This window comes from Streptomyces sp. NPDC045701 (assembly GCF_056432045.1).
Map to the genome: position 1 here is coordinate 282544 of NZ_JBWKJV010000005.1, position 21965 is coordinate 304508.

A 21965-nucleotide genomic window follows, 5' to 3' on the forward strand; every position below is an offset into this window, starting at 1 on the left:
CGTCCGACCGGCCGCCGTCGGTGGCGGCGGGCATCATCGGACGTACGGGCGCGGGAGGAGGACCAGCATGATCAGGATCGCGATGACCAGTGTGTACGTCGACGACGAGGAGAAGGCCCACGCCTTCTACGCCGACGTGCTCGGCTTCGAGACCCGGACGAACCTCGACCTCGGCGGCGCGCGCTTCATCACGGTGGCCGCGCCCGGTCAGGATGTGGAGCTGCTGCTGGAGCCCGGGGACAGCCCCGTGGCGGAGCGGTACCGCCGGGGGCTGCGGGAGGCGGGGCTGCCGTGCATCGTCCTCGGGGTCGACGACCTGCGGGCGGAGCACGAGCGGCTGAGCGGGCTGGGTGTGCGGTTCACCCAGCCGCCCACCGAGCACGGCCCGGTGCTGACGGCGGTGCTGGACGACACCGTCGGCAACCTCGTCCAGCTCGCCCAGCCGCTCGTCTGAGGCCCTGCAGCCGCCAGGGATGACCTAGCGGACCGGGTGGCCGGCCTCGCGCAGGGCGGCTTTCACCTCGGAGATCCGCAGGTCGCCGAAGTGGAAGACGGACGCGGCCAGCACCGCGTCGGCGCCCGCGTCGATCGCGGGCGGGAAGTGGGCGAGCGCGCCCGCGCCACCGGAGGCGATCACCGGCACCGTGACGTGCTTGCGGACGGCGGCGATCATCTCGGTGTCGTAGCCGTCCTTGGTGCCGTCCGCGTCCATCGAGTTGAGCAGGATCTCGCCCGCGCCCAGCTCGGCGGCCCGGTGGGCCCACTCGACGGCGTCGATGCCGGTCCCGCGGCGTCCGCCGTGCGTGGTGACCTCGAAGGTGCCTTCCGGGGTCCGCCGCGCGTCCACCGACAGCACCAGCACCTGGCGGCCGAAGCGCTCGGCGATCTCCTGGATCAGCTCGGGCCGGGCGATGGCCGCCGTGTTGACGCCGACCTTGTCCGCGCCGGCGCGCAGCAGCTTGTCCACGTCGTCGGCGCTGCGTACGCCGCCACCGACGGTCAGCGGGATGAAGACCTGCTCGGCGGTGCGGCGCACCACGTCGTAGGTGGTCTCCCGGTTGCCGGACGAGGCGGTGATGTCGAGGAAGGTCAGCTCGTCGGCGCCCTCGGCGTCGTACAGCTTGGCCATCTCGACGGGGTCGCCGGCGTCGCGGAGGTTCTGGAAGTTGACGCCCTTGACGACCCGGCCGTTGTCCACGTCCAGGCAGGGGATGACGCGTACCGCGAGGGTCATGAGGCGGTACCTCCTCGGGTGGTGTCGGCCCGGTACGCCTCGACCTCGACCTCGACGACCAGGCTGGGGTCGACGAGGCCGGAGACGATGATCATTGAAGCGGCGGGGCGGACGTCGTCGAACAGCTCCTTGTGGGCGCGGCCTACCTCCTCCACGTCCCGGGCGTGGGTGAGGTACATCCGGGTGCGCACCACGTCGGCCGGGCCGAGGCCGAGCCGGGCGAGCGCGGCGAAGGCCACGTTGAAGGAGTTGACCGTCTGGTCGTAGGGCCCGCCGCCGGCGATCTGGCCGTCGACGATCGAGGTGCAGCCGGAGACCAGGACCAGGCCGTTGGGAAGCTCTACGGCGCGGGAGTAGCCGAACTGCTCCTCCCACGGCGCACCGGTCACCACACGGCGCGGGGAGTCGCTCATCCGGCCACCGCCGCGAGCGCTTCCTCCAGGGTGAACGCCTCGGCGTACAGCGCCTTGCCGACGATGGCGCCCTCGACGCCCAGCGGGACGAGCTCCGACAGGGCGCGCAGGTCGTCCAGCGACGAGACGCCTCCGGAGGCGACGACCGGCTTGTCGGTGGCCGCGCAGACGTTGCGCAGCAGCTCCAGGTTGGGGCCCTGGAGCGTGCCGTCCTTGGCGATGTCGGTGACCACGTAGCGGGCGCAGCCCTCGGAGTCGAGGCGGGCCAGCGTCTCGTAGAGGTCGCCGCCGTCGCGGGTCCAGCCGCGGCCGCGCAGGGTGGTGCCGCGGACGTCCAGGCCGACCGCGATCTTCTCGCCCTGCTCGGCGATGACCTTGGCGACCCACTCGGGGGTCTCCAGCGCGGCGGTGCCCAGGTTGACGCGGGTGCAGCCGGTGGCGAGCGCGGCGGCGAGCGACGCGTCGTCGCGGATGCCGCCGGACAGCTCCACCTTGATGTCCATGGCCTTCGTGACCTGGGCGATGAGTTCCCGGTTGTCACCGGTGCCGAAGGCGGCGTCGAGGTCCACCAGATGCAGCCACTCGGCGCCCGCGCGCTGCCAGGCGAGGGCAGCCTCCAGCGGAGAGCCGTAGGAGGTCTCCGTGCCGGACTCGCCATGGACGAGCCGGACGGCCTGGCCGTCCCGGACGTCGACGGCGGGAAGGAGTTCGAGCTTGCTCATCTCAGCGGGTCCTAGATCCTTTTGGCGGGTCGGGGGGGGTGGGGCGGGTCAGAGGGTGTCGAGCCAGTTGGTCAGCAGCTGGGCGCCGGCGTCCCCGGACTTCTCGGGGTGGAACTGGGTCGCCGAGAGCGCGCCGTTCTCGACGGCCGCCACGAACCGCTCACCGTGCGTGGACCAGGTGACCCTGGGCGCGCGCATCGCGGGGTTGGTGATCTCCAGGCTCCAGTCGTGGACGGCGTAGGAGTGCACGAAGTAGAACCGGGTGTCGGCGTCCAGGCCGGCGAACAGCCGGCTGTCCTCGGGGGCCTCGACGGTGTTCCAGCCCATGTGGGGGACGACGGGGGCCTTCAGGGGACCGACTGTGCCGGGCCACTCGTCCAGGCCCTCGGTCTCCACGCCGTGCTCGATGCCGCGTCCGAAGAGGATCTGCATGCCGACGCAGATGCCCATGACGGGCCGCCCTCCGGAGAGGCGGCGCTCCACGATCCAGTCGCCGCGCGCCTCCTTGAGCCCGGTCATGCAGGCGGAGAAGGCACCGACACCGGGGACGAGGAGCCCGTCGGCGTTCATGGCCCTGTCGTAGTCGCGGGTGATCTCGACGTCGGCTCCGACGTGGGCGAGGGCCCGCTCGGCGGAGCGGACGTTGCCGAACCCGTAGTCGAAGACGACGACCTTCTTGGAGTTCATTGCGCTCATTCCCAGATTCCCTGGATCCGCATGACGCCCGCCACGAGGCACATCAGGGAGGCGATGGCCAGCAGGACGACGACGCCCTTGGGCATCTGCTGCTTGCTGAAGGAGTAGACGCCTCCCGCGAGGAAGAGGCCGACGACGATCAGGATGGTCGAAAGACCGGTCACAGTGCTCTTCCGTTCTCCCCCGGGGCCGACACCCGGGAGGTGCCCCCGTCCCCGCCCGCGCGGCGCGGAGGTGCGGGCATCGCAGTCGTCCCCGGCCCGGCGGCCGCGTGTGCGTCGCTCACAGCGCGCCCTTCGTGGAGGGCAGGATCCCGGCCGCGCGCGGGTCGCGCTCCGAGGCGTACCGGAGGGCGCGGGCGAGGGCCTTGAACTGGCACTCCACGATGTGGTGGGCGTTGCGCCCGTACGGCACGTGGACGTGCAGCGCGATCTGGGCCTGGGCGACGAAGGACTCCAGGATGTGCCGGGTCATCGTCGTGTCGTAGGAGCCGATCATCGGCGCCATGTTCTCGGGCTCGGTGTGCACGAGGTAGGGGCGGCCGGAGAGGTCGACCGTGACCTGGGCGAGGGACTCGTCCAGCGGCACGGTGCAGTTGCCGAACCGGTAGATGCCGACCTTGTCGCCGAGCGCCTGCTTGAAGGCGGCGCCGAGGGCGAGGGCGGTGTCCTCGATGGTGTGGTGGGAGTCGATGTGCAGGTCGCCGTCGGTCTTGACGGTCAGGTCGAACAGTCCGTGGCGGCCGAGCTGGTCCAGCATGTGGTCGTAGAAGCCGACGCCGGTCGACACGTCGACCTTTCCGGTGCCGTCGAGGTCTATCTCGACGACGACGGACGTCTCCTTGGTGGTGCGCTCGACCCGTCCTACGCGGCTCATGAGCTCTGCTCCTTCTTCAGTGCGCGAACCGCATCCAGGAACGCGTCGTTCTCTTGCGGGGTGCCGGCGGTGACCCTCAGCCAGCCCGGTACGCCGTTGTCACGGACCAGGACGCCCCGGTCGAGGATCTTCTGCCACACCGCGTGTGCGGCACCCTCGCCGGTGAACCGCCCGAATTGTACGAAGTTGGCGTCGGATTCGGTCACCTCGTAGCCGATGGCGCGCAGCTCGGTGACCAGCCGGTCCCGCTCGGTCTTCAGCTGTTCGACGTACCCCAGCAGCGTATCGGTGTGCTCCAGGGCCGCGAGCGCGGTGGCCTGGGTGACGGCCGACAGGTGGTAGGGCAGCCGCACCAGTTGGACGGCGTCGACCACGGCCGGGTGGGCCGCCAGGTACCCCAGGCGCAGGCCCGCCGCGCCGAACGCCTTGGACATGGTGCGGGAGACCACCAGGTGGGGGCGGCCGTCGATGAGGGACAGCAGCGAGGGGCGGTGGCTGAATTCCACGTACGCCTCGTCGACCACCACCAGGGACGGCTTGGCCGCCTGCGCGGCCTCGTACAGCGCCAGCACGGTCTCCGCCTCGACGGCGGTGCCCGTGGGGTTGTTGGGCGAGGTGATGAAGACGACGTCGGGGCGGTGCGCGGCGATGGCCGCCGTCGCGGAGGCGACGTCGATGGTGAAGTCGTCGTTGCGCGGCCCGGAGATCCAGCCCGTCCCGGTCCCGCGCGAGATGAGGCCGTGCATCGAGTACGAGGGCTCGAAGCCGATCGCGAGGCGGCCCGGTCCGGCGAACGTCTGGAGCAGCTGCTGGATGACCTCGTTGGACCCGTTGGCGGCCCAGACGTTGGCGGTGCCGACCTCGTACCCGGTGGTCCGGGTGAGGTAGGCGGCCAGTTCCGTGCGCAGTTCGACGGCGTCCCGGTCGGGGTAGCGGTTGAGCGAGCGTGCCGCCTCCCGGACCCGCTCGGCGATCCGCTCGACGAGCGGCTCGGGCAGCGGGTACGGGTTCTCGTTGGTGTTGAGGCGTACGGGTACGTCGAGCTGCGGGGCGCCGTAGGGGGACTTGCCGCGCAGCTCGTCGCGGATGGGCAGGTCGTCGATGCCGATGGTCACCGCTGGGGCACCTTCCATCCGAACCTGGCCTTGATCGCCGCGCCGTGCGCCGGCAGGTCCTCCGCCTCCGCGAGGGTCACCACGTGGTGGGCCACCTCGGCGAGCGCGTCGCGCGTGTAGTCCACGATGTGGATGCCGCGCAGGAACGACTGCACGGACAGGCCGGAGGAGTGGCAGGCGCAGCCGCCGGTGGGCAGGACGTGGTTGGACCCGGCGCAGTAGTCGCCGAGCGAGACCGGCGCCCACGGCCCGACGAAGATCGCGCCGGCGTTGCGGACGCGCCGGGCGACGGCCGCCGCGTCGGCGGTCTGGATCTCCAGGTGTTCGGCGCCGTACGCGTCGACGACGCGCAGGCCCTCCTCCAGACCGTCGACCAGCACGATCGCGGACTGCCTGCCGCGCAGGGCCGGCCCGATCCGGTCGTCGACGTGCCGGGTGGCGGCGACCTGGGGCTCCAGCTCCTTCTCCACGGCCTCGGCGAGGTCGGTGGAGTGGGTGACCAGGACGGCGGCGGCGAGCGGGTCGTGCTCGGCCTGGCTGATCAGGTCGGCGGCGACGTGCGCCGGGTCGGCGGTGTCGTCGGCGAGGACCGCGATCTCGGTCGGGCCGGCCTCGGTGTCGATGCCGATCCGGCCGGTGAAGTACCGCTTGGCGGCGGCGACCCAGATGTTGCCGGGGCCGGTGACCATGTTGGCGGGGGCGCAGGACTCGGTGCCGTACGCGAACATGGCGACGGCCTGGGCGCCTCCGGCCGCGTACACCTCGTCGAGGCCGAGGAGGGCGCAGGCGGCGAGGATCGTCGGGTGCGGGAGGCCGCCGTGCTCCTTCTGCGGCGGGGAGGCGAGGGCGATCGACTCGACGCCCGCCTCCTGTGCCGGCACCGCGTTCATGATCACGGACGAGGGGTAGACGGAGCGGCCGCCGGGCGCGTACAGACCGACTCGCTGGACCGGGACCCACTTCTCGGTGACCGTGCCGCCGGGCACCACCTGGGTGGTGTGCTCCTCGCGGCGCTGCGCGCGGTGGACGATCCTGGCGCGCCGGATCGACTCCTCCAAGGCGGCGCGGACGGCCGGGTCGAGCTCCTCCAGCGCGCGCGTGAGCGCGGTGGCCGGAACGCGCACCCGGTCCAGGACGACCCCGTCGAACTTCTCCGCGTAGTCGATCAGCGCCGCGTCTCCCCGATGATGCACGGCCTCGCAGATCGGCCGCACCTTCTCCAGGGCGGCTTCCACGTCGAACTCGGCACGGGGCAGCAGGTCGCGCAGAGCGCCACCCTCCGGGAGGGCGTCGCCGCGCAGATCGATTCGTGAGATCACAGGTCAATTCTCGCAGACGGCGTCGCGCGGCAGAGCGCCCGTATCACTGGCTGATACACGCCGCAGTGGCGTCTTGTTGTCACACCTGACCGTTAGCGTTCGGTCCGTCACACAGAGGGAAGAACAACCGTACGAATCAGGGGAAGCGGAGGGGGCGGCAGTGACCGAGCCGCACGACGACGATGTGCCGGCCGACCTCACCCCGTCCGAGGTGGGGATGTGGCAGGCGTTCCGGATCGGCGCCACGTACGACCTGAGCACCGGTAACGCGGTGCTGGACGACCCGTTCTCGCCGCGCGTGTGGCCGCCGGAGCGGAGCGTGCGGGCCGACAAGGTGGCGCTGCTGCTGCTGGACGGGCCGCCCGCGCTGGCGGGGCGGGTGTCGGCGCTGAAGCTGCGCGGGGTGCACATCACCGGGACGCTCGACCTGGCGGGCGGCACCATCGGGCCGTACGTGGAACTGCACGGCTGCCGGTTCGAGAACGAGGTGGTGCTGCCGGAGTCGCGGTTCACCACGCTGCGCATGGTCAAGTGCGCGATACCGCGGCTGGAGGCGGCGCGGCTGCACACCGAGGGCGACCTGCACCTGCCGCGCTGCCGGGTGGACCGCGGCATGCGGCTGACCGACGCCCAGATCGGCACGGACCTGCTGATCAGCCAGATCCACGTGGGGCCCGACCGGCGCGGCCGGGCGATCGTGGCCGACGGGATGTCGGTGGCGCAGGACCTGACGGCGGAGCTCATCGAGACGCACGGGGAGTTCTCGCTGCGGGGTGCGAAGGTCGGCGTCTCGCTGAGCCTGCGCGGCAGCAGGCTGCGGGGCGCGGAGGGCCGGCGGGCGCTCAACGCGCCGCAGCTGACCGTCGAGCGGACGCTGTACATGACGTACGCCTGGGTCAGCGACCGGACGGGGAACGCGACGGGGGCGACACCGCCCGGCGGGCTCGCCAACTTCAACACGCCGATGCGCGGCACGCGCGTCCAGCCGTTCGAGTGCCGGGGCGGGGTGCGGCTGGACGACGGCCGGTTCGGGGACGCGGTGGACTTCCACCACGCCCGCTTCCTGCTGTCGTCGGAGCGGCGCGAGGAGCTGTCGCTGCGCCGGATCGTCACCCCGGAGCTGCGTTTCAACGGCGAGCGCCCGGAGGAGGGGCGGGTGGTGCTCAACGGCGCCAAGGTGGTGACGCTGATCGACCTGTCGACCAGCTGGCCGGGGCCCGGCGGGCTGGCGATGGGCGGTTTCGTCTACGAGAACCTCGTGCCGTACGGCCACTTCCCGCTCGCCCGCCGGCTGGAGTGGGTGGCCGCGGCGACCCCGGAGTTCGCCCCGGAGCCGTACGAGCGGCTGGCCATGGTGCTGCGCAACAGCGGTGAGGACGCCGACGCGCGGGAGGTCCTGCTCGCCAAGCAGCGCCGCAGGCGCGAGACGCTGCCGCTGGCGGCGAAGATGTGGGGCTACCTCCAGGACTGGACGGTGGCCTACGGGTACCGGCCGGGCCGGGCGGCGCTGTGGATGGCGGTGCTGTGGGCCGCGGGGACGTTCGCCTTCTCCCGGTGCGATCCGCCGGCGATCAAGCCGGGTGAGCACCCGAACTGGAACGCGGCCCTGTACGCGCTGGACCTGCTGCTGCCGGTGATCAATCTCGGCCAGGACGGGTACTGGCGGCTGGGAGGTACCTGGCAGTGGGCGTCGACCGTCCTCATCCTGCTCGGGTGGATCCTCGCCACCACCGTCGCAGCCGGTGCCTCACGTCTCCTCCGGCGCAGCTGACACACCCGCACCCCTCTTTCTTTACGTTCTCTTGGCATTCGTCCGTGCAACCATTCCGCCCCTACCAAAGCTTCACAGCGGGGCCTCTGGCGCGGCTCCGACCTGCGGTTTTCAATGGTCCGCACCATGTCTTTGCTCCGTGCCCTGCTCAGCACCGCCCGCGGGGTCCGGCACGCGCCGCACCTCGCGGACGGGCTGCCGCCGGACCACGCGGTGCTGCTCGACGCGCCGGACGAGCGGCTCGCCCCCGCGCTGGTCGCCGCCGCGCTCGGGGACCACGAACCGGCCGCGAAGCTGCTGGCCACCACGCGCGGCGCCGCCGAGTGGGAGAGCCGCGACCGGTACGTCACGCGGCTGGCCGCCTTCGCGCGCGGCCGCGACGCGTGGCTGGCGGGGTGGCTGGCGGCCACGCCCCACGACCCGGACGCCCTGCTGGTCAAGGCGGAGGTGGCGGTCCGCAGGGCGTGGGAGTCCCCGGCGCGGGCCGAGCGGCTCCAGGAGCTGGGGCCGCTGATCGACGCGGCGGCCGGGGCGGCGCCGCTCGACCCGGTGCCCTGGCGCCTGGCGCTGGACCACGCGCGCGGGACGCACGCCACGCACACCGCCTTCGAGACGCTGTGGGAGCAGGCCGTACGCCGCTCCGCGCACCACTACGGGTGCCATGTGGCCGCGCTCGCGTACCTGTCGACGCAGCGGCGCGGCGCGCACCGCGAGTGCTTCGACTTCGCCGAGCAGGCCGCCGCCGACGCGCTGCCCGGGTCGCTGATCAGGGCGCTGCCGGTGCGGGCCGCGTTCACCCGGCTGAGAGCGGGTGACACCGCCTCGGTACGGGAGGAGCGGATCGACGCGGCGGCGGACCTCGCGATCGAGCTGTCCGGGCGGTACCCGGTGGCCGACCCGTGGCCGGCCGAGGTGCGCAACGTCCTGGCGTACGTGCTGACGGGCCGGGAGCGGTGGGCGGCGGCACTGGACCAGTTCCGGCTGATCGGCCCGTACGCGACGTCGTTCCCGTGGTCGTCGGTGAGCGAGGACCCGCTGGGCCGGTTCCTCGACGCACGGGACGGCGTACGCCTGGAGGTGGCCTCCGCGGCCGGCTTGCGCGGACGGGCCGGACGCGGCCGTCCGGGCGGCCATTACGCTTGACCGCTGTGACCACCGCTCGCCTGCCACTCTTTCCGCTGAACGCGGTGCTGTTCCCGGGCCTCGTGCTGCCCCTGAACGTCTTCGAGGAGCGTTATCGCGCCATGATGCGCGAGCTGCTCAAGACCGATGAGTCGGAGCCGCGCCGCTTCGCCGTCGTGGCGATCCGCGACGGGCGCGAGGTCGCGCCCACCGCGCCCGGGCTGCCCGACCAGACGGCGCTGCCCGAGAAGGGGCCCGCGGCGGGCTTCGGACCGGACCCCATCCAGGCGTTCCACCGGGTGGGCTGCATCGCCGACGCGGCGACGATCCGGGAGCGGGAGGACGGCAGCTTCGAGGTGCTGGCGACCGGCACCACCCGGGTGAAGCTGCTGTCGGTCGACGCGACCGGACCGTTCCTGACCGCGGAGCTGGAGGAGTTGGAGGAGGAGCGCGGCGACGGGGCGGGAGCGCTCGCCGAGGGCGTCCTGCGGGCGTTCCGCGCCTACCAGAAGCGGCTGGCCGGGGCCCGGGAGCGGTCCCTGACGACCAGTCAGGAACTGCCGGACGAGCCCTCCGTCGTCTCGTACCTGGTGGCCGCGGCGGCGGTGCTCGACACCCCGGCCAAGCAGCGGCTCCTCCAGGCGCCGGACACGGCGACGCGGCTGCGCGAGGAACTGCACCTGCTGCGGGCGGAGACCGCCGTGCTGCGGCACCTGCCGTCGTTGCCGGCGGTGGACCTGACCCGGGCGCCGACGAGCCCCAACTGACACGAGGGACCAGCGTGGCGAAGAAGCCCAGGAAGCAAGCGGGTGGCACCCCGGCGACGGTGGCCCTCACGGCCGCCGGCACGCCCTTCACCCTGCACGCCTACGATCATGACCCCGCCTCCCCCTCGTACGGCGAGGAGGCCGCGGAAGCCCTCGGGGTCTCCCCCGACCGGGTCTTCAAGACCCTGGTCGCCGACGTCGACGGCGACCTGACCGTCGCGGTCGTCCCGGTCGCCGGCCAGCTGGACCTGAAGGCCCTCGCGGCGGCGGTGGGCGGCAAGCGCGCGACGATGGCCGACCCGGCCGCGGCGGAGCGCACCACGGGGTACGTCCGGGGCGGCATCTCCCCGCTGGGCCAGCGCAAGCGGCTGCGTACCGTCCTGGACGCCTCCGCGTCGGGGCACGCCACCATCTGCGTCTCGGCGGGGCGGCGGGGCCTGGAGGTCGAGCTGGCCCCGGCCGACCTGGCGGCCCTCACGGACGCGGTGCTGGCACCGATCGGCCGCGCCTGAGCCTCGCCGGCGGGGGCCCGGCCGGCCCGCGCGGGTAGCTGCGCCTGAGCCCCGCCGGCGCCTGGCTCCCGGCGCCTGTGGCCCCGACCACGCGCCCGGCCCTCGCCGGCGCCCGGCCCACGCGCGTGGCGCCCGTCGTCAGGGGCGGGCGTCGTGCGGGGGCGGCGGGGGCAGGACGGCGTCGTCCCAGTCGGGTTCCGGGTCGCGGGGGCCGAACAGGGCGGTGAGCGCCAGGTGGACGAGCATCGCGGCCACCGGCCACGCCAGGATCGCCCCGTGCGCCTTCAGCTCCAGCGGCGCTTCGAACGTGACGCCCGCGCCGACCGCCCGGGCGTGCTCCGCCACGTCGTGCGCCGGGCCGAGCAGGGTGCCGAGCCCCCAGCCGAGGAGCGAGGCGAGGACCCCGCCCACGGCGAGGCCGACGACGATCGCGATGCCGCCGTGCCGGTGGAACCAGAAGACGACCGCGGCGCTGAGCGCCCCGAGACCGAGCGCCAGCAGCACGAACGTACCGTCGGCGCCGACCGCGTTCTCGCCCTCGGTGTCCTTGAGGAACACGGCCTTGCCGTCCGAGATCAGCGGGATGCGCGGGGCCAGCCACAGCCACAGCAGCCCGAGAGCTACCCCCGCGAGGGTCACCGCGAGCAGCACCACCACACCCTGGCGCACCTCCGTGGCCATGTCCGGCGTGTCGTCCGTGTCATCCATGTCGTCCATGGCGTCCGTGTCCTTCGGGACGGCGGGGTACGGCGGCGGCCATGCGGAGTCCTGCGGGGACGGCCGGTGCGGCGGAGTCAGCGGTGCGGTCACCCTGCCATCGTGCCAGGCGCGTCCGGGCGGTGCCTCACCGGATCACCGGACCGCCGCCCGCCGGTACGCCCACGTCGCGACGGCCAGCGAGACCACGCCGACCGCCGCGCAGACCGCGAGGTCCAGCCCGACCGCCGCCCAGTCGGGGCGGGCGTCGAACGTGCGGGCGAGCGCCTCCACCCCGTACGTCGACGGCAGCAGGTCCCGGGCCCACCCGATGGGGCCGGGCAGCCGGTCGGCGGGCAGCACGCCCAGCAGCAGGGCGGCCGACATACCGAGCTGGCCCAGCAGGGTGGCGAGCTCCTGGCGCGGGGCGAGCAGCCCGAGGGCCGCGCCGAGCCCGGCGAGGGCGGCGCCCGCGAGCGGGACGACCGCCGCCAGGATCCACAGGTGAGTCAGCGGCAGCTGGAAGAGGACCGAGCCGGCCACCGCCGTCGCGACCGTCCCCGGCACCGTGAAGGAGGCGTACGCCCCGGCCGCGCCGAGCACCACCGCGGCGGGCGGCACCGGCAGCGTGGCGTAGTGGTCCAGCCCGCCGCTCGCCCGCAGCTGCCCAAAGTACTGCGCGAGCAGGTTCAGCGCCACGAACGCGACCACCAGCACCGAGGACCCGGCCACCACGGCCCGCGCCTCCGCGCCCCCGTCGACGACCCCGCGCATCAGAACCATGATCCCGACGGACTGGAAGGTCGCCACGAACAGCAGCGGGATGCGGGCCACCCGGGCCCGCGAGAGCTGGGCCCGGTACACCGCGGCGAGCGCCGGCAGCAGCCGGGCGCGCGGCGCGAGCGGCGCGGCGTCGCGCGCGGCGGGGTCACCGGCCTGCGCGGTCCGGACCGCGCCGGATGCCACGGCCTGTGCGGGCACGATGCTCAACGGATGCTCCTGTTCATGCCTTGACCAGGCCCTTCGTCTCGCCACCGAGGGCGAGGTACACGTCCTCCAGGCTCGGCGTCGCCAGCGTGAAGTCGTCGAGCGCGGCGAACGCGGCGCCGCCGGTCACCGCCGCGACCGCCGCCCGCGCCTCGTCCGGCGCCAGGCGCAGCACCCAGGTGCGCCCCGACTCCTGGGCCGAAGCCCGCAGCGCCGCGACCTCGGGGACGTCCAGCGGAGCCCGCTCGCGCCACACCAGCTCCACACGCACCTCGCCGGCCACCCGTTCCTTCAGGCCCGCCGGGGTGTCGCAGGCGATGACCCGCCCGCGCTCCAGCACGGCGACCCGGTCCAGCACGGTCTCGGCCTCGATGACGTTGTGGGTGACGAGCAGCACGGTCGTGCCGTGCCGGGCCCGCCTCCGGTCGACGGCGGCCCACACGGCGCGCCGGGCGACCGGGTCCATACCGGTGGTCGGCTCGTCGAGGATCAGCAACGGCCGCTCCCCGACCAGCGCGGTCGCGAAACAGGCGAGCCGCCGCTGGCCTCCGGACAGCTTCTTCAGGGGGCGCCCGGCCAGCTCGGTGAGCCCCAGCTCCTCCAGTACGGCGTCCCGCTCGGCCCGGGCGTCCCGGGCCGTGAGGCCGCGCAGCCGCCCGGTGGTCTCGGCGGCGAGCGCCACGGTCAGCTCGTCGAGGGCGGTGGATTCCTGCCCGAGGTAGCCGATCAGGCGCGCGGCGCGCTCGGGGTGGCGTACGAGATCGTGGCCGAGCATCTGGACGGTGCCGGAATCGGGACGCATCAGGCCGGTCAGCTGCCGCACGAGGGTGGACTTGCCCGCGCCGTTCGGGCCGAGCAGGCCGAAGATCTCACCGCCGCGCACGTCCAGGGACACCCCGTCGGTGGCGCGCACCTCGGGTGTGGCGGGCCGCCCGCGCCTGCCGCGCGTGGCGGGGTACGTCTTGACCAGCTCCCGCACCGCGCACACCGTACTCACGAGGGATGAGCCTAAAGGGTCGCCGTGCCCTATTCGCCCACGGGGGCGTGCTCGGCCGCCGCCCGTACGTCGATCTCGCGCCAGAACCCGGCCCTGATCGCGTACCGGTCGTGCTCGTCGATCTGGTCGTCCTTGTGGGCGAGCAGGCCGAACCGGGCGGCGTAGCGCAGCAGTTCGCCGTCGATGCGGTGCGGGATGCGCGGGTACATCGTCGAGAGCTTCTGTACGTGGGCGGGGTCCGGCAGCCGTTCCATCCAGCGCCGCGCGAAGACCTGGCCCACTTCGAAGGGGTCGCCGCCGACCGTGGTGATGTCCTCCTCGCGGTCGGCCCAGCGCTGCTCGGCACTGGTCAGCTGGGCGAGGGTGGGCAGCGAGGCGGTCTCGGGCGGTTCGCCGACCGTGCCGCCGGGGCGGTCGACCCAGCCCCGGTCGGAGGACCAGCGGAGCGTGGCGTTCGCCGGCTGGGCGGCGCCCGCCGGGCCGGTGGCGGCCTGGGGGCCGGGGGCGTGCAGGGCGGCCAGGTCCTTGGGCGTGGGGACACCGCCGCCCTTGGCGCCGCCGCCCGGGGAGGGCGCGCCGGTCCCGCCCGCGCCGGCCGCTCCGTCCTCGCGGGGCGGCGCGTGGACGGTCCGGCCGTTGAGGGGCGTCCCGTTGACGGCGGGCGTGCCGTTGGCGGACGGCGCCGTGCCGTTGACCCCGGCGGAGGCCGCGGCGGAGGCTTCGGCGGCGCGCTCGGCGGAGGCGGCGAGCGCCGACTCGGGCAGCGGGGCGGAGAGGATCGCGGCGATCTCGGGGCGCGGCACCGGCGGCGGCGAGCAGGGCCCGGTGAGCTCCTTGGCGCGGACGGCCCGGGTGATCCATTCGCGGTCGAGCACCCGGCGTTCGTCGGCCTCGGCGACCAGGTCCTCGGACTGGTTGTAGTCGCCGTCGGCGGCCTGGACGGCCCACAGGTGGACGGCGACCCCGTGTTCCTTGGCGGACATCAGGCCGGGCAGCAGGTCCCCGTCGCCGGTGACGAGCACGATGTCGGAGCAGGCGCGGTTGCGGGCCAGCTCGGTGAGTTCGGCGTGCATCGCGGCGTCGACGCCCTTCTGGGCCCAGCGCCCGTCGCTGCGCGTCAGGGCACCCAGCCGGACCGTGACGCGGGGCATGACGCGCAGCCTGCGGTGTTCCGGCTGGGGTACGCGGTCGGGGGCGCCGTCGAACCAGTAGATCCGCAGCAGGGGCTGCTCGGTGTCGGCCTCGGCGCGTTCGCGGAGGCCTTGGATGAGGGCGGTGTGGTCGACGGTGATCCGGGAGCGGGCCGGTTCTCCGGCGAGAAGGCTGGCGGCGGCTCCCAGCAGGTAGCCGGCGTCCACCAGAACGACGCAGCGGTCCACGTGTTCCACCCTCTTTCGGGAACCTCGGGATCGGAAGTTGCTTCGGGTTTCCTTCGAGTCTGCCCGACTGCCGCGGGGTTAACGGCCGGAACTGGATCATCGGCGTGGCGGATCGCCCCCAGCCCGTGTGATGGCAGTCGACTACCGTCCGCAATGATCCAAAATGCGCCCAGTATGGGCGTATGTGAGTCTGGCAGCGGTCCTGGTCCCCACACCCCACGGAGGCACCACCATGGCCAAGAACAAGAAGTCGGACCGCGGTCAGAAGGCGTCGCCCGCGGAGCGCGGCGCGCAGCAGGCGAGGAGCTCCTCGATGGAGGCGCAGGCCGAGCACCGCATCTCGCAGGTCACGCCCGCGGACGTGGCCGGCAAGGGCCGGCAGAAGAGGTTCGGCCACAACTGAGGCCACGCCGGACCCCGCGCGTGACGGAAGGGGCGCACCCGTGACGACGGGCGCGCCCCTTCCGCGCACCCGGCTCCGACGAGCCGCCCGCCCCGCCCCGGCACCCGGCCGGCCGCGCCGCCGGCCCGGTCCGAGTCGCGGCGGGCCCGCGGGACCGGCCGGTCAGCGGCGGCCCCGTCCGGTTCCGGCGGGAGCCGGACCGGTCGGTCAGCCGGCCAGGCAGGACGGGCCGAGCAGGACCTTGAGGTCGCCGAAGAGCGCCGGGTCGGGCTGGACGCGGTGCCGGTCGAGCCGGAGCACGGTGGTGGAGCGCGGCCCCTGGAGCTTGATCCGCACCTCGGTGTTGCCCTTGTGGTGGCTGAGGATCTCGCCCAGGCGGCTGACCATCGGCGGGGTCACCTTCACCGTGGGGATGGTGAGCACCACCGGGGCGTTGGTGCCGGCGGACGACAGGTCGGGCACCATCAGCTCCATGGCGACCAGCCGGGGCACGTCCTCCCGCTTGTCGAGGCGGCCCTTGACGAAGACGACGGTGTCCTCGACGAGCTGGGTGGACACCAGCTGGTACGTCGCCGGGAAGAACATGCACTCGATGGAGCCGGCGAGGTCCTCGACGGTGGCGATCGCCCAGGCATTGCCCTGCTTGGTCATCTTCCGCTGGAGGCCCGAGATGATGCCGCCGATGGTGACGACCGCGCCGTCGGAGTGCTCCCCGCCCGTCAGCTGGGCGATCGCCGCGTCGGCCTTGTCCGTCAGGACGTGCTCGATGCCGAAGAGCGGGTGGTCGGAGACGTACAGGCCGAGCATCTCGCGCTCCTGCGCGAGGAGGTAGGACTTCTCCCACTCGACGTCGGAGAACTCGACGTCCAGTCCGAAGCCCGGCTCGTCGCTCGTCTCCTCCCCCATCCCGCCGAAGAGGTCGAACTGTCCCTCGGCCTCCTTGCGCTTGACCGCGACCACGTTGTCGATCATCGGTTCGTGGTGGGCGACCAGGCCCTTGCGGGTGTGGCCCATCTCGTCGAACGCGCCGGCCTTGATGAGCGACTCGATGGTGCGCTTGTTGCAGACGACCGCCTCGACCTTGTCGAGGAAGTCGGGGAAGGAGCTGTACTTCCCCTTCGCCTTGCGGCACCGGATGATCGACTCCACGACGTTGGTGCCGACGTTCCGCACGGCGGACAGGCCGAAGAGGATGACGTCGTCGCCCTGGGCGGCGAAGTTCGACTCGGACTCGTTGACGTTGGGCGGGAGCACCTTGATGCCCATGCGGCGGCACTCGTTCAGGTAGACGGCCGACTTGTCCTTGTCGTCCTTGACCGAGGTGAGCAGCGCCGCCATGTACTCGGCGGGGTGGTTCGCCTTGAGGTACGCCGTCCAGTAGGAGACCAGTCCGTACGCGGCGGAGTGCGCCTTGTTGAAGGCGTAGCCGGCGAAGGGGACCAGCACGTCCCAGAGCGCCTGGATCGCCTCGTCGCTGTAGCCGTTCTTCTTGGCGCCGGCCTGGAAGATGGTGAAGTTCTTCGCCAGTTCCTCGGGCTTCTTCTTGCCCATGACGCGGCGGAGGATGTCGGCCTCGCCGAGCGAGTACCCGGCGATGATCTGGGCGGCCTTCTGGACCTGCTCCTGGTAGACGATCAGGCCGTAGGTGACGCCCAGGACCTCCTTGAGCGGCTCCTCCAGCTCCGGGTGGATCGGGGTGATCTCCTGCTGGCCGTTCTTGCGCAGCGCGTAGTTCGTGTGCGAGTTCATGCCCATCGGGCCCGGCCGGTACAGGGCCGAGACGGCGGAGATGTCCTCGAAGTTGTCGGGCTTCATCAGCCGCAGCAGGGACCGCATGGGGCCGCCGTCGAACTGGAAGACGCCGAGGGTGTCGCCCCGCTGGAGCAGCTCGAAGGTCGTCGGGTCGTCGAGCGGGAGGGCGAGGAGATCGAGATCGATCCCCTTGTTGGCCTTCACCATCTTGACGGCGTCGTCCATGATCGTCAGGTTGCGCAGGCCCAGGAAGTCCATCTTCAGCAGGCCGAGCGACTCGCAGCTCGGGTAGTCCCACTGCGTGATGGTGACGCCGTCGGAGGGCCGGACCCAGACGGGGACGTGGTCGACGATCGGCTCGCTGGACATGATCACGCCGGCGGCGTGCACGCCCATCTGCCGGACCAGGCCCTCCACGCCGCGCGCGGTGTCGATGACCTTCTTCACGTCCGGCTCGTTCTCGTACATCCCGCGGACCTCGCCCGCCTCGGAGTACCGGGGGTGCGAGGGGTCGGTGATTCCGGAGAGCGGGATGCCCTTGCCGAGGACGTCGGCGGGCATCGCCTTGGTGATGCGGTCGCCCATCGCGTACGGGTAGCCCAGTACGCGCGCGGAGTCCTTGATCGCGTTCTTGGCCTTGATGGTGCCGTACGTGCCGATCATGGCGACCTTGTCCTCGCCGTACTTCTCGGTCACGTACCTGATCACCTCGACGCGCCTGCGCTCGTCGAAGTCGATGTCGACATCGGGCATGGAGACGCGCTCGGGGTTGAGGAAGCGCTCGAAGATCAGGCCGTGCGGGATGGGGTCGAGGTCGGTGATGCCCAGCGCGTACGCCACGATCGAGCCGGCCGCGGAGCCTCGGCCGGGGCCCACCGCGATGCCCTGGTTCTTGGCCCACATGATGAAGTCGGCGACGACGAGGAAGTACCCCGGGAACCCCATCTGGATGATGACGTCCATCTCGTACTCGACCTGCTGCCGGCGGTCCTCCGGGATGCCGTCGGGGAAGCGGCGGTGCATGCCGCGCTGCACTTCCTCCTTGAACCAGCTGACCTCGGTGTGCCCCTCGGGGATGTCGAACTTCGGCATGAGGTCGCGCTTCTCGAACATGCCGGAGGTGTCGATCTGCTCGGCGACCAGGAGCGTGTTGGCGCACCCCTCCTGCCAGGCGTCCGAGGAGTCGATGGCGTACATCTCGTCCGTGGACTTGAGGTAGTAGCCGGTGCCGTCGAACTTGAAGCGGTCGGGGTCGGAGAGGTTCTTGCCGGTCTGGATGCACAGCAGCGCGTCGTGGGCGGAGGCCTCGTGCGCGTACGTGTAGTGCGAGTCGTTGGTGACCAGGGGCGGGATGCCGAGCTTCCTGCCGATCTCCAGCAGCCCGTCGCGGACGCGGCGCTCGATCTCGATGCCGTGGTCCATCAGCTCCAGGAAGTACCGGTCCTTGCCGAAGATGTCCTGGTACTCGGAGGCCGCCTTCAGGGCCTCGTCGAACTGGCCGAGGCGCAGCCGGGTCTGGAGCTCGCCCGAGGGGCAGCCGGTGGAGGCGATCAGGCCTTCCGACCACTTGGCGATGGTCTCCTTGTCCATGCGCGGCCACTTCTGCAGCCATCCCTCCTTGTACGCGTCGGAGGAGAGCCGGAAGAGGTTGTGCAGGCCGGTGGCGTTCGCCGCCCAGATCGTCTTGTGGGTGTAACCGCCCGAGCCGGAGACGTCGTCCCGCTTCTGGTGCGGCTGGCCCCACTGGATCTTGCGCTTGTTGCGCCGCGACTCGGGGGCGACGTACGCCTCGATGCCGATGATGGGGGTGACCCCCGCCTTCTTCGCCGTGTGGAAGAAGTCGTACGCCCCGTGGAGGTTGCCGTGGTCGGACATGGCGATGTGCGTCATGCCCATCTCGTTGCAGGCGTTGAACATGTCCTTGAGCCGCGCGGCACCGTCCAGCAGGGAGTACTGGGTGTGCACGTGAAGGTGCGTGAACGGCGGCTTCGACACGGTTGCTGCCTCCGGCGGTCGGGGATGGGGGACAGCTCGGAAGTCTACGTCGCCCCACTGACAGCGACCGGGCACTCGCGAGTACGGTCACGCGTTGGAGGGGGACGGAGGGCCTGTCCCTTTTGTCATGCGCGCACTCAAGCGTGCACCCCGTGTACGTCAGCACCTGGAGGCACCCCGCGATGTCGGTCCCGCAGCCCACCGCCGAGGAACGCGGGGAGCAGATCCTCTCCGTCTTCGGCACCGCCTTCGGCGCGCTCCTGGCCGCCGACCCCGCCGCCTTCCGTGTCAAGTTCCGGAAGATGGCCGGCTCGGCATTCGCCTTCTACCGGGGCACGGCTTGCTTGTTCTACGCCGACCTCGACCAGGAGCAGCACGGCGGCCCGTACCTGGACGAGCGGACCGCCCGGGTGTGGATCCACGGCGACCTGCACGCCGAGAACTTCGGCACGTACATGGACGCCAACGGACGGCTGGTCTTCAACGTCAACGACTTCGACGAGGCGTACGTCGGGCCCTTCACCTGGGACCTGAAGCGGCTGTCGGCATCCCTGGCCCTGATCGGCTACGCGAAGGCGCTCAGTGACGAGCAGATCACCCAGCTGGTGCGGATCTGCGCCGCCGCCTACCGGGAGCGGATCCGCGCCCTGGCGACCGGCGCCAGGAACGACGAGGTCCCGCCCTTCACCCTGGACACGGCCGAGGGCCCGCTGCTGGACGCCCTGCGCGACGCCCGCTCGCTGACCCGTTTCGGGCTGCTGGAGTCGATGACGGAGATCCGCGACTTCGAGCGCCGGTTCGCGGCCGGGGGCGGAGCCGTCGAGCTCGACGCGGCGGCCCGCTACAAGGTGCTGGCGGCCTTCGACGGGTACCTGGAGACGCTGCCCGAGTCGAGCCTCACCCGGCCCGACTCGTACCGCGTGAAGGACGTCGTGGGGCGGCGCGGCATCGGCATAGGGTCGGCCGGGCTGCCCTCGTACAACATCCTCCTCGAGGGCACCAGCGACGCCCTGGAGAACGATGTCGTCATCTACATGAAGCAGGCGCAGACCCCCGCCGTGTCACGCCATGTGACCGACCCGGCGGTCAGGGAGTACTTCCAGCACGAGGGGCACCGCACGGTGATCTCGCAGCGGGCGCTCCAGGCGCACGCCGACCCGTGGCTGGGCTGGACGGAGCTCGACGGGGCCGGGCAGCTGGTGGCGGAGGTCTCGCCGTACGCGGTGGACCTGGACTGGTCGGACATCGACGACCCGGCGGAGATCGCCGCGACCGTCGCCGACCTCGGCCGGGCGACGGCCACCATGCACGCGGCGGCCGACGACGAGAGCGGGCACTCCCTGGTGCCGTTCTCCACCGAGCGCGCCATCGACGCGGCGATCGCCGCCGACGAGGAGGGGTTCGGGGAGCTGTTGGTGGACTTCGCGCACGCCTACGGCTCCCGGGCGCGCGCGGACCACCAGATCTTCGTCGACCTGTTCCGCAACGGCCGCATCCCGGGCCTCTAGCGACCGGGTGGGCACCCGGCCGGACCCGCCGGACCCTGGCGGGAAGCCGGCCAGGGAGCGGCCCCGAAGGCCGGATCCTTTAGCGACCGCTTACCGGCAGGCGTGGCACACTCTCGGCGATGGACGGCATATCCGGGACCCGGCTCAGGTGGCTGCGGGCAGCGTTCTTCACGGCACTGGTCGTGACGCTGTCGGCGGCCTCCCACGTGCTGCTGTCCGGGGTCCCGCTGCCGGTCGTGACCGTCGCGGGCGTCACGGCCGGGGTCTTCGGCGTCGCGTACGCCTCGGCGGGCGCCGAGCGCGGCTTCTGGAACATCGCGGGGATCCTCGTCCCGCTGGAGCTGGCTGCCGACACGGTGTTCACCAGCGGTCAGCACGTCTGTTACGGACCGGCCGGCGGCCCCGTGGCGGGATCGCTGCGGTCGGTGGGTGTCGATGTGCTGTGCGGGGGCGCCGTGGGCGCTCCGCTGCCCGGGGTCGTGGCCCCGGAGGGCGGCGCCGCCGCCCTGCTCCGCTCGCCCGACCCGGCCCTGCCCTGGTTGCTGCTGGCCGCGCACGTCACGGTCGGGCTGCTCGCCTCGGCCTGGCTGCGGCGGGGCGAGAGCGCGCTGGCCGGGCTGGTGCGGTCGGTGGCCGCGTTCGCGTTCCGGCCCCTGCGGCTCGTCACCGCCGCGGCCGGAGCGGTGGGCCCGGCCGTGCGCCGGGGCGGCCGGCTCGCGAGCCGGCCGGGCGCGTCCCGTACCCGCCTTCTCGTGCACTCCGTGGGGCGGCGCGGACCGCCGTGCCGGGCGGCCCTGGCCGCCTGAGCGCGGCAGTCCCCCTTTCGTACGACATTCCACGGAGAACACCACCATGAGTGCACGCAACAGCCAGGCGAACAAGGCGGCGGCCCGCGAGCGGCTGCGCCAGGAGCGCGAGCGCCAGGCCAAGAAGGACAAGGTCCGCCGGCAGGTCACCGTCGGTGTCTCGGCGATCGCCGTCCTGGCGGTGGCCGGCGGCGTCGGCTACGCCGTGATGCAGGCGAACAAGCCCTCCCACTGGGAGGCGATGAAGGACCGCGAGAACGTCACCGCCCCCAGGAACACCTCGGGCGACGACGGCACCACCCTCGTCATCGGCAAGCCGACCGCGAAGAAGACGCTGGAGATTTACGAGGACTCCCGCTGCCCGATCTGCGCCACGTTCGAGCAGGGTGTGGGCGAGACGATCGAGAAGGACGTCGCCGCCGGCAAGTACAAGCTCCGGTACGTCGGCGCCACGTTCATCGACAACAGCGACCAGGGCGAGGGCTCCAAGAACGCGCTGTCCGCACTGGGTGCCGCCCTGAACGTCGGCCCGGAGGCGTTCCTGGACTACAAGGCCGCGCTCTACTCCGCGAAGTACCACCCGGAGGAGAGCCAGGACAAGTTCGCCAAGGACTCCTACCTCCTGGAGATAGCCGACACCGTCCCGGCCCTGAAGAGCAACGCCGCGTTCAGGAAGGACGTGGAGGAGGGCACCTTCGACGCCTGGGCGCTCAAGATGTCTGCGGCCTTCGACGACAGCGGCGTGAAGGGCACGCCCACCCTGAAGATGGACGGCAAGCCCGTCACCGACGCGCGGGGCAACGCCCCCATGACGGTCCCCGACTTCACGGCGGCGATCGACAAGGCGCTCAAGGGATAGCTCCGGCGAGCGGAGCGCGGCTTTCGGCCAACGGGC

General features: G+C 72.3%; 22 protein-coding genes. 9 read left to right on the forward strand and 13 right to left on the reverse strand.

The genetic code is table 11. The annotated features are described in order from the left end of the window. Positions 1 to 67: 67 nt before the first annotated feature. The gene (locus tag AC07DW_RS09045) at positions 68 to 454 is read left to right on the forward strand and encodes a VOC family protein (RefSeq protein ID WP_478856960.1); all 387 of its coding nucleotides are present in this window, start codon (positions 68 to 70) and stop codon (positions 452 to 454) included. Between the two features lie 24 nt (positions 455 to 478). On the opposite strand, the gene hisF is transcribed toward AC07DW_RS09045, so the two are convergent. The 8 genes from hisF to hisD form a co-directional block, all read right to left on the reverse strand. Next, on the reverse strand, positions 479 to 1234 hold the full coding sequence (hisF, locus tag AC07DW_RS09050; protein WP_478856961.1) for an imidazole glycerol phosphate synthase subunit HisF: 756 nt from the start codon (positions 1232 to 1234) through the stop codon (positions 479 to 481). Beyond that, entirely contained in the window at positions 1231 to 1647 is a 417-nt protein-coding gene (locus tag AC07DW_RS09055; protein WP_478856962.1) for a RidA family protein, read from the reverse strand. The genes hisF and AC07DW_RS09055 overlap by 4 nt, the downstream gene beginning before the upstream one ends. Further along, positions 1644 to 2369, reverse strand: coding sequence for a bifunctional 1-(5-phosphoribosyl)-5-((5-phosphoribosylamino)methylideneamino)imidazole-4-carboxamide isomerase/phosphoribosylanthranilate isomerase PriA (priA, locus tag AC07DW_RS09060; RefSeq protein WP_478856963.1), 726 nt, complete (start codon positions 2367 to 2369; stop codon positions 1644 to 1646). Before priA ends, AC07DW_RS09055 begins: the two co-directional genes overlap by 4 nt. A 48-nt stretch (positions 2370 to 2417) precedes the next feature. Next, a complete protein-coding gene (gene hisH, locus AC07DW_RS09065) occupies positions 2418 to 3056 on the reverse strand; it encodes an imidazole glycerol phosphate synthase subunit HisH (protein WP_478857023.1) in 639 nt (212 codons plus the stop codon). Between the two features lie 5 nt (positions 3057 to 3061). Beyond that, the gene (locus AC07DW_RS09070) at positions 3062 to 3229 is read right to left on the reverse strand and encodes a hypothetical protein (RefSeq protein WP_478856964.1); all 168 of its coding nucleotides are present in this window, start codon (positions 3227 to 3229) and stop codon (positions 3062 to 3064) included. 118 nt (positions 3230 to 3347) lie between these two features. Beyond that, positions 3348 to 3941: an imidazoleglycerol-phosphate dehydratase HisB gene (hisB, locus tag AC07DW_RS09075; RefSeq protein ID WP_030492957.1), complete on the reverse strand. Its 594-nt coding sequence runs from the start codon at positions 3939 to 3941 to the stop codon at positions 3348 to 3350. Further along, entirely contained in the window at positions 3938 to 5056 is a 1119-nt protein-coding gene (locus AC07DW_RS09080) for a histidinol-phosphate transaminase (RefSeq protein ID WP_478856965.1), read from the reverse strand. The genes hisB and AC07DW_RS09080 overlap by 4 nt, the downstream gene beginning before the upstream one ends. Further along, positions 5053 to 6375, reverse strand: a complete 1323-nt coding sequence (gene hisD, locus AC07DW_RS09085; protein WP_478856966.1) for a histidinol dehydrogenase — start codon at positions 6373 to 6375, stop codon at positions 5053 to 5055. Before hisD ends, AC07DW_RS09080 begins: the two co-directional genes overlap by 4 nt. Positions 6376 to 6535: 160 nt before the next feature. Here hisD and AC07DW_RS09090 point away from each other — a divergent pair, with 160 nt between their 5' ends. From AC07DW_RS09090 to ybaK, 4 genes are all read left to right on the forward strand, one after another. After that, positions 6536 to 8146, forward strand: coding sequence for an oxidoreductase (locus tag AC07DW_RS09090; protein WP_478856967.1), 1611 nt, complete (start codon positions 6536 to 6538; stop codon positions 8144 to 8146). A gap of 114 nt (positions 8147 to 8260) precedes the next feature. Continuing rightward, complete coding sequence (locus AC07DW_RS09095) at positions 8261 to 9289, forward strand: hypothetical protein (RefSeq protein WP_478856968.1); 1029 nt, start codon at positions 8261 to 8263, stop codon at positions 9287 to 9289. Between the two features lie 5 nt (positions 9290 to 9294). Then, the gene (locus AC07DW_RS09100; protein WP_478856969.1) at positions 9295 to 10035 is read left to right on the forward strand and encodes an LON peptidase substrate-binding domain-containing protein; all 741 of its coding nucleotides are present in this window, start codon (positions 9295 to 9297) and stop codon (positions 10033 to 10035) included. 14 nt (positions 10036 to 10049) lie between these two features. Continuing rightward, a complete protein-coding gene (ybaK, locus tag AC07DW_RS09105; RefSeq protein ID WP_478856970.1) occupies positions 10050 to 10547 on the forward strand; it encodes a Cys-tRNA(Pro) deacylase in 498 nt (165 codons plus the stop codon). A gap of 138 nt (positions 10548 to 10685) precedes the next feature. On the opposite strand, the gene AC07DW_RS09110 is transcribed toward ybaK, so the two are convergent. From AC07DW_RS09110 to AC07DW_RS09125, 4 genes are read right to left on the reverse strand one after another with little or no spacing between them, the layout of a single operon-like run. Continuing rightward, positions 10686 to 11357 (reverse strand): DUF2567 domain-containing protein, encoded by a 672-nt coding sequence (locus AC07DW_RS09110; protein WP_478856971.1) that lies wholly within the window; start codon positions 11355 to 11357, stop codon positions 10686 to 10688. Between the two features lie 42 nt (positions 11358 to 11399). Then, positions 11400 to 12233, reverse strand: a complete 834-nt coding sequence (locus AC07DW_RS09115; protein ID WP_478856972.1) for an ABC transporter permease — start codon at positions 12231 to 12233, stop codon at positions 11400 to 11402. 13 nt (positions 12234 to 12246) lie between these two features. Continuing rightward, on the reverse strand, positions 12247 to 13218 hold the full coding sequence (locus tag AC07DW_RS09120; RefSeq protein WP_478857024.1) for an ABC transporter ATP-binding protein: 972 nt from the start codon (positions 13216 to 13218) through the stop codon (positions 12247 to 12249). A gap of 38 nt (positions 13219 to 13256) precedes the next feature. Continuing rightward, on the reverse strand, positions 13257 to 14615 hold the full coding sequence (locus AC07DW_RS09125; RefSeq protein ID WP_478856973.1) for an NYN domain-containing protein: 1359 nt from the start codon (positions 14613 to 14615) through the stop codon (positions 13257 to 13259). A 175-nt stretch (positions 14616 to 14790) separates the two neighbouring features. Between AC07DW_RS09125 and AC07DW_RS09130 the strand changes: the two genes are divergently transcribed. Further along, a complete protein-coding gene (locus tag AC07DW_RS09130; protein ID WP_478857026.1) occupies positions 14791 to 15009 on the forward strand; it encodes a hypothetical protein in 219 nt (72 codons plus the stop codon). A gap of 207 nt (positions 15010 to 15216) precedes the next feature. On the opposite strand, the gene dnaE is transcribed toward AC07DW_RS09130, so the two are convergent. Continuing rightward, positions 15217 to 18756 carry a DNA polymerase III subunit alpha gene (dnaE, locus tag AC07DW_RS09135; RefSeq protein ID WP_478856974.1) on the reverse strand — a complete coding sequence of 1180 codons (3540 nt, stop codon included), beginning with the start codon at positions 18754 to 18756 and terminating at the stop codon, positions 15217 to 15219. Positions 18757 to 18938: 182 nt separating this feature from the next. Here dnaE and AC07DW_RS09140 point away from each other — a divergent pair, with 182 nt between their 5' ends. From AC07DW_RS09140 to AC07DW_RS09150, 3 genes are all read left to right on the forward strand, one after another. Then, on the forward strand, positions 18939 to 20264 hold the full coding sequence (locus AC07DW_RS09140; RefSeq protein ID WP_478856975.1) for a DUF2252 domain-containing protein: 1326 nt from the start codon (positions 18939 to 18941) through the stop codon (positions 20262 to 20264). Between the two features lie 119 nt (positions 20265 to 20383). Continuing rightward, positions 20384 to 21070 carry a hypothetical protein gene (locus AC07DW_RS09145; protein ID WP_478856976.1) on the forward strand — a complete coding sequence of 229 codons (687 nt, stop codon included), beginning with the start codon at positions 20384 to 20386 and terminating at the stop codon, positions 21068 to 21070. A gap of 46 nt (positions 21071 to 21116) precedes the next feature. Next, positions 21117 to 21929: a DsbA family protein gene (locus AC07DW_RS09150; RefSeq protein WP_478856977.1), complete on the forward strand. Its 813-nt coding sequence runs from the start codon at positions 21117 to 21119 to the stop codon at positions 21927 to 21929. The last annotated feature ends 36 nt before the right edge of the window (positions 21930 to 21965 follow it).

Bases quoted from the DNA above. Each gene is read 5' to 3' on its own strand.
- AC07DW_RS09045 (WP_478856960.1), top strand. From the start codon at position 68: ATGATCAGGATCGCGATGACCAGTGTGTACGTCGACGACGAGGAGAAG.
- hisF (WP_478856961.1), bottom strand. From the start codon at position 1,234: ATGACCCTCGCGGTACGCGTCATCCCCTGCCTGGACGTGGACAACGGC.
- AC07DW_RS09055 (WP_478856962.1), bottom strand. From the start codon at position 1,647: ATGAGCGACTCCCCGCGCCGTGTGGTGACCGGTGCGCCGTGGGAGGAG.
- priA (WP_478856963.1), bottom strand. From the start codon at position 2,369: ATGAGCAAGCTCGAACTCCTTCCCGCCGTCGACGTCCGGGACGGCCAG.
- hisH (WP_478857023.1), bottom strand. From the start codon at position 3,056: ATGAACTCCAAGAAGGTCGTCGTCTTCGACTACGGGTTCGGCAACGTC.
- hisB (WP_030492957.1), bottom strand. From the start codon at position 3,941: ATGAGCCGCGTAGGACGGGTCGAGCGCACCACCAAGGAGACGTCCGTC.
- AC07DW_RS09095 (WP_478856968.1), top strand. From the start codon at position 8,261: ATGGTCCGCACCATGTCTTTGCTCCGTGCCCTGCTCAGCACCGCCCGC.
- AC07DW_RS09140 (WP_478856975.1), top strand. From the start codon at position 18,939: ATGTCGGTCCCGCAGCCCACCGCCGAGGAACGCGGGGAGCAGATCCTC.
- AC07DW_RS09145 (WP_478856976.1), top strand. From the start codon at position 20,384: ATGGACGGCATATCCGGGACCCGGCTCAGGTGGCTGCGGGCAGCGTTC.
- AC07DW_RS09150 (WP_478856977.1), top strand. From the start codon at position 21,117: ATGAGTGCACGCAACAGCCAGGCGAACAAGGCGGCGGCCCGCGAGCGG.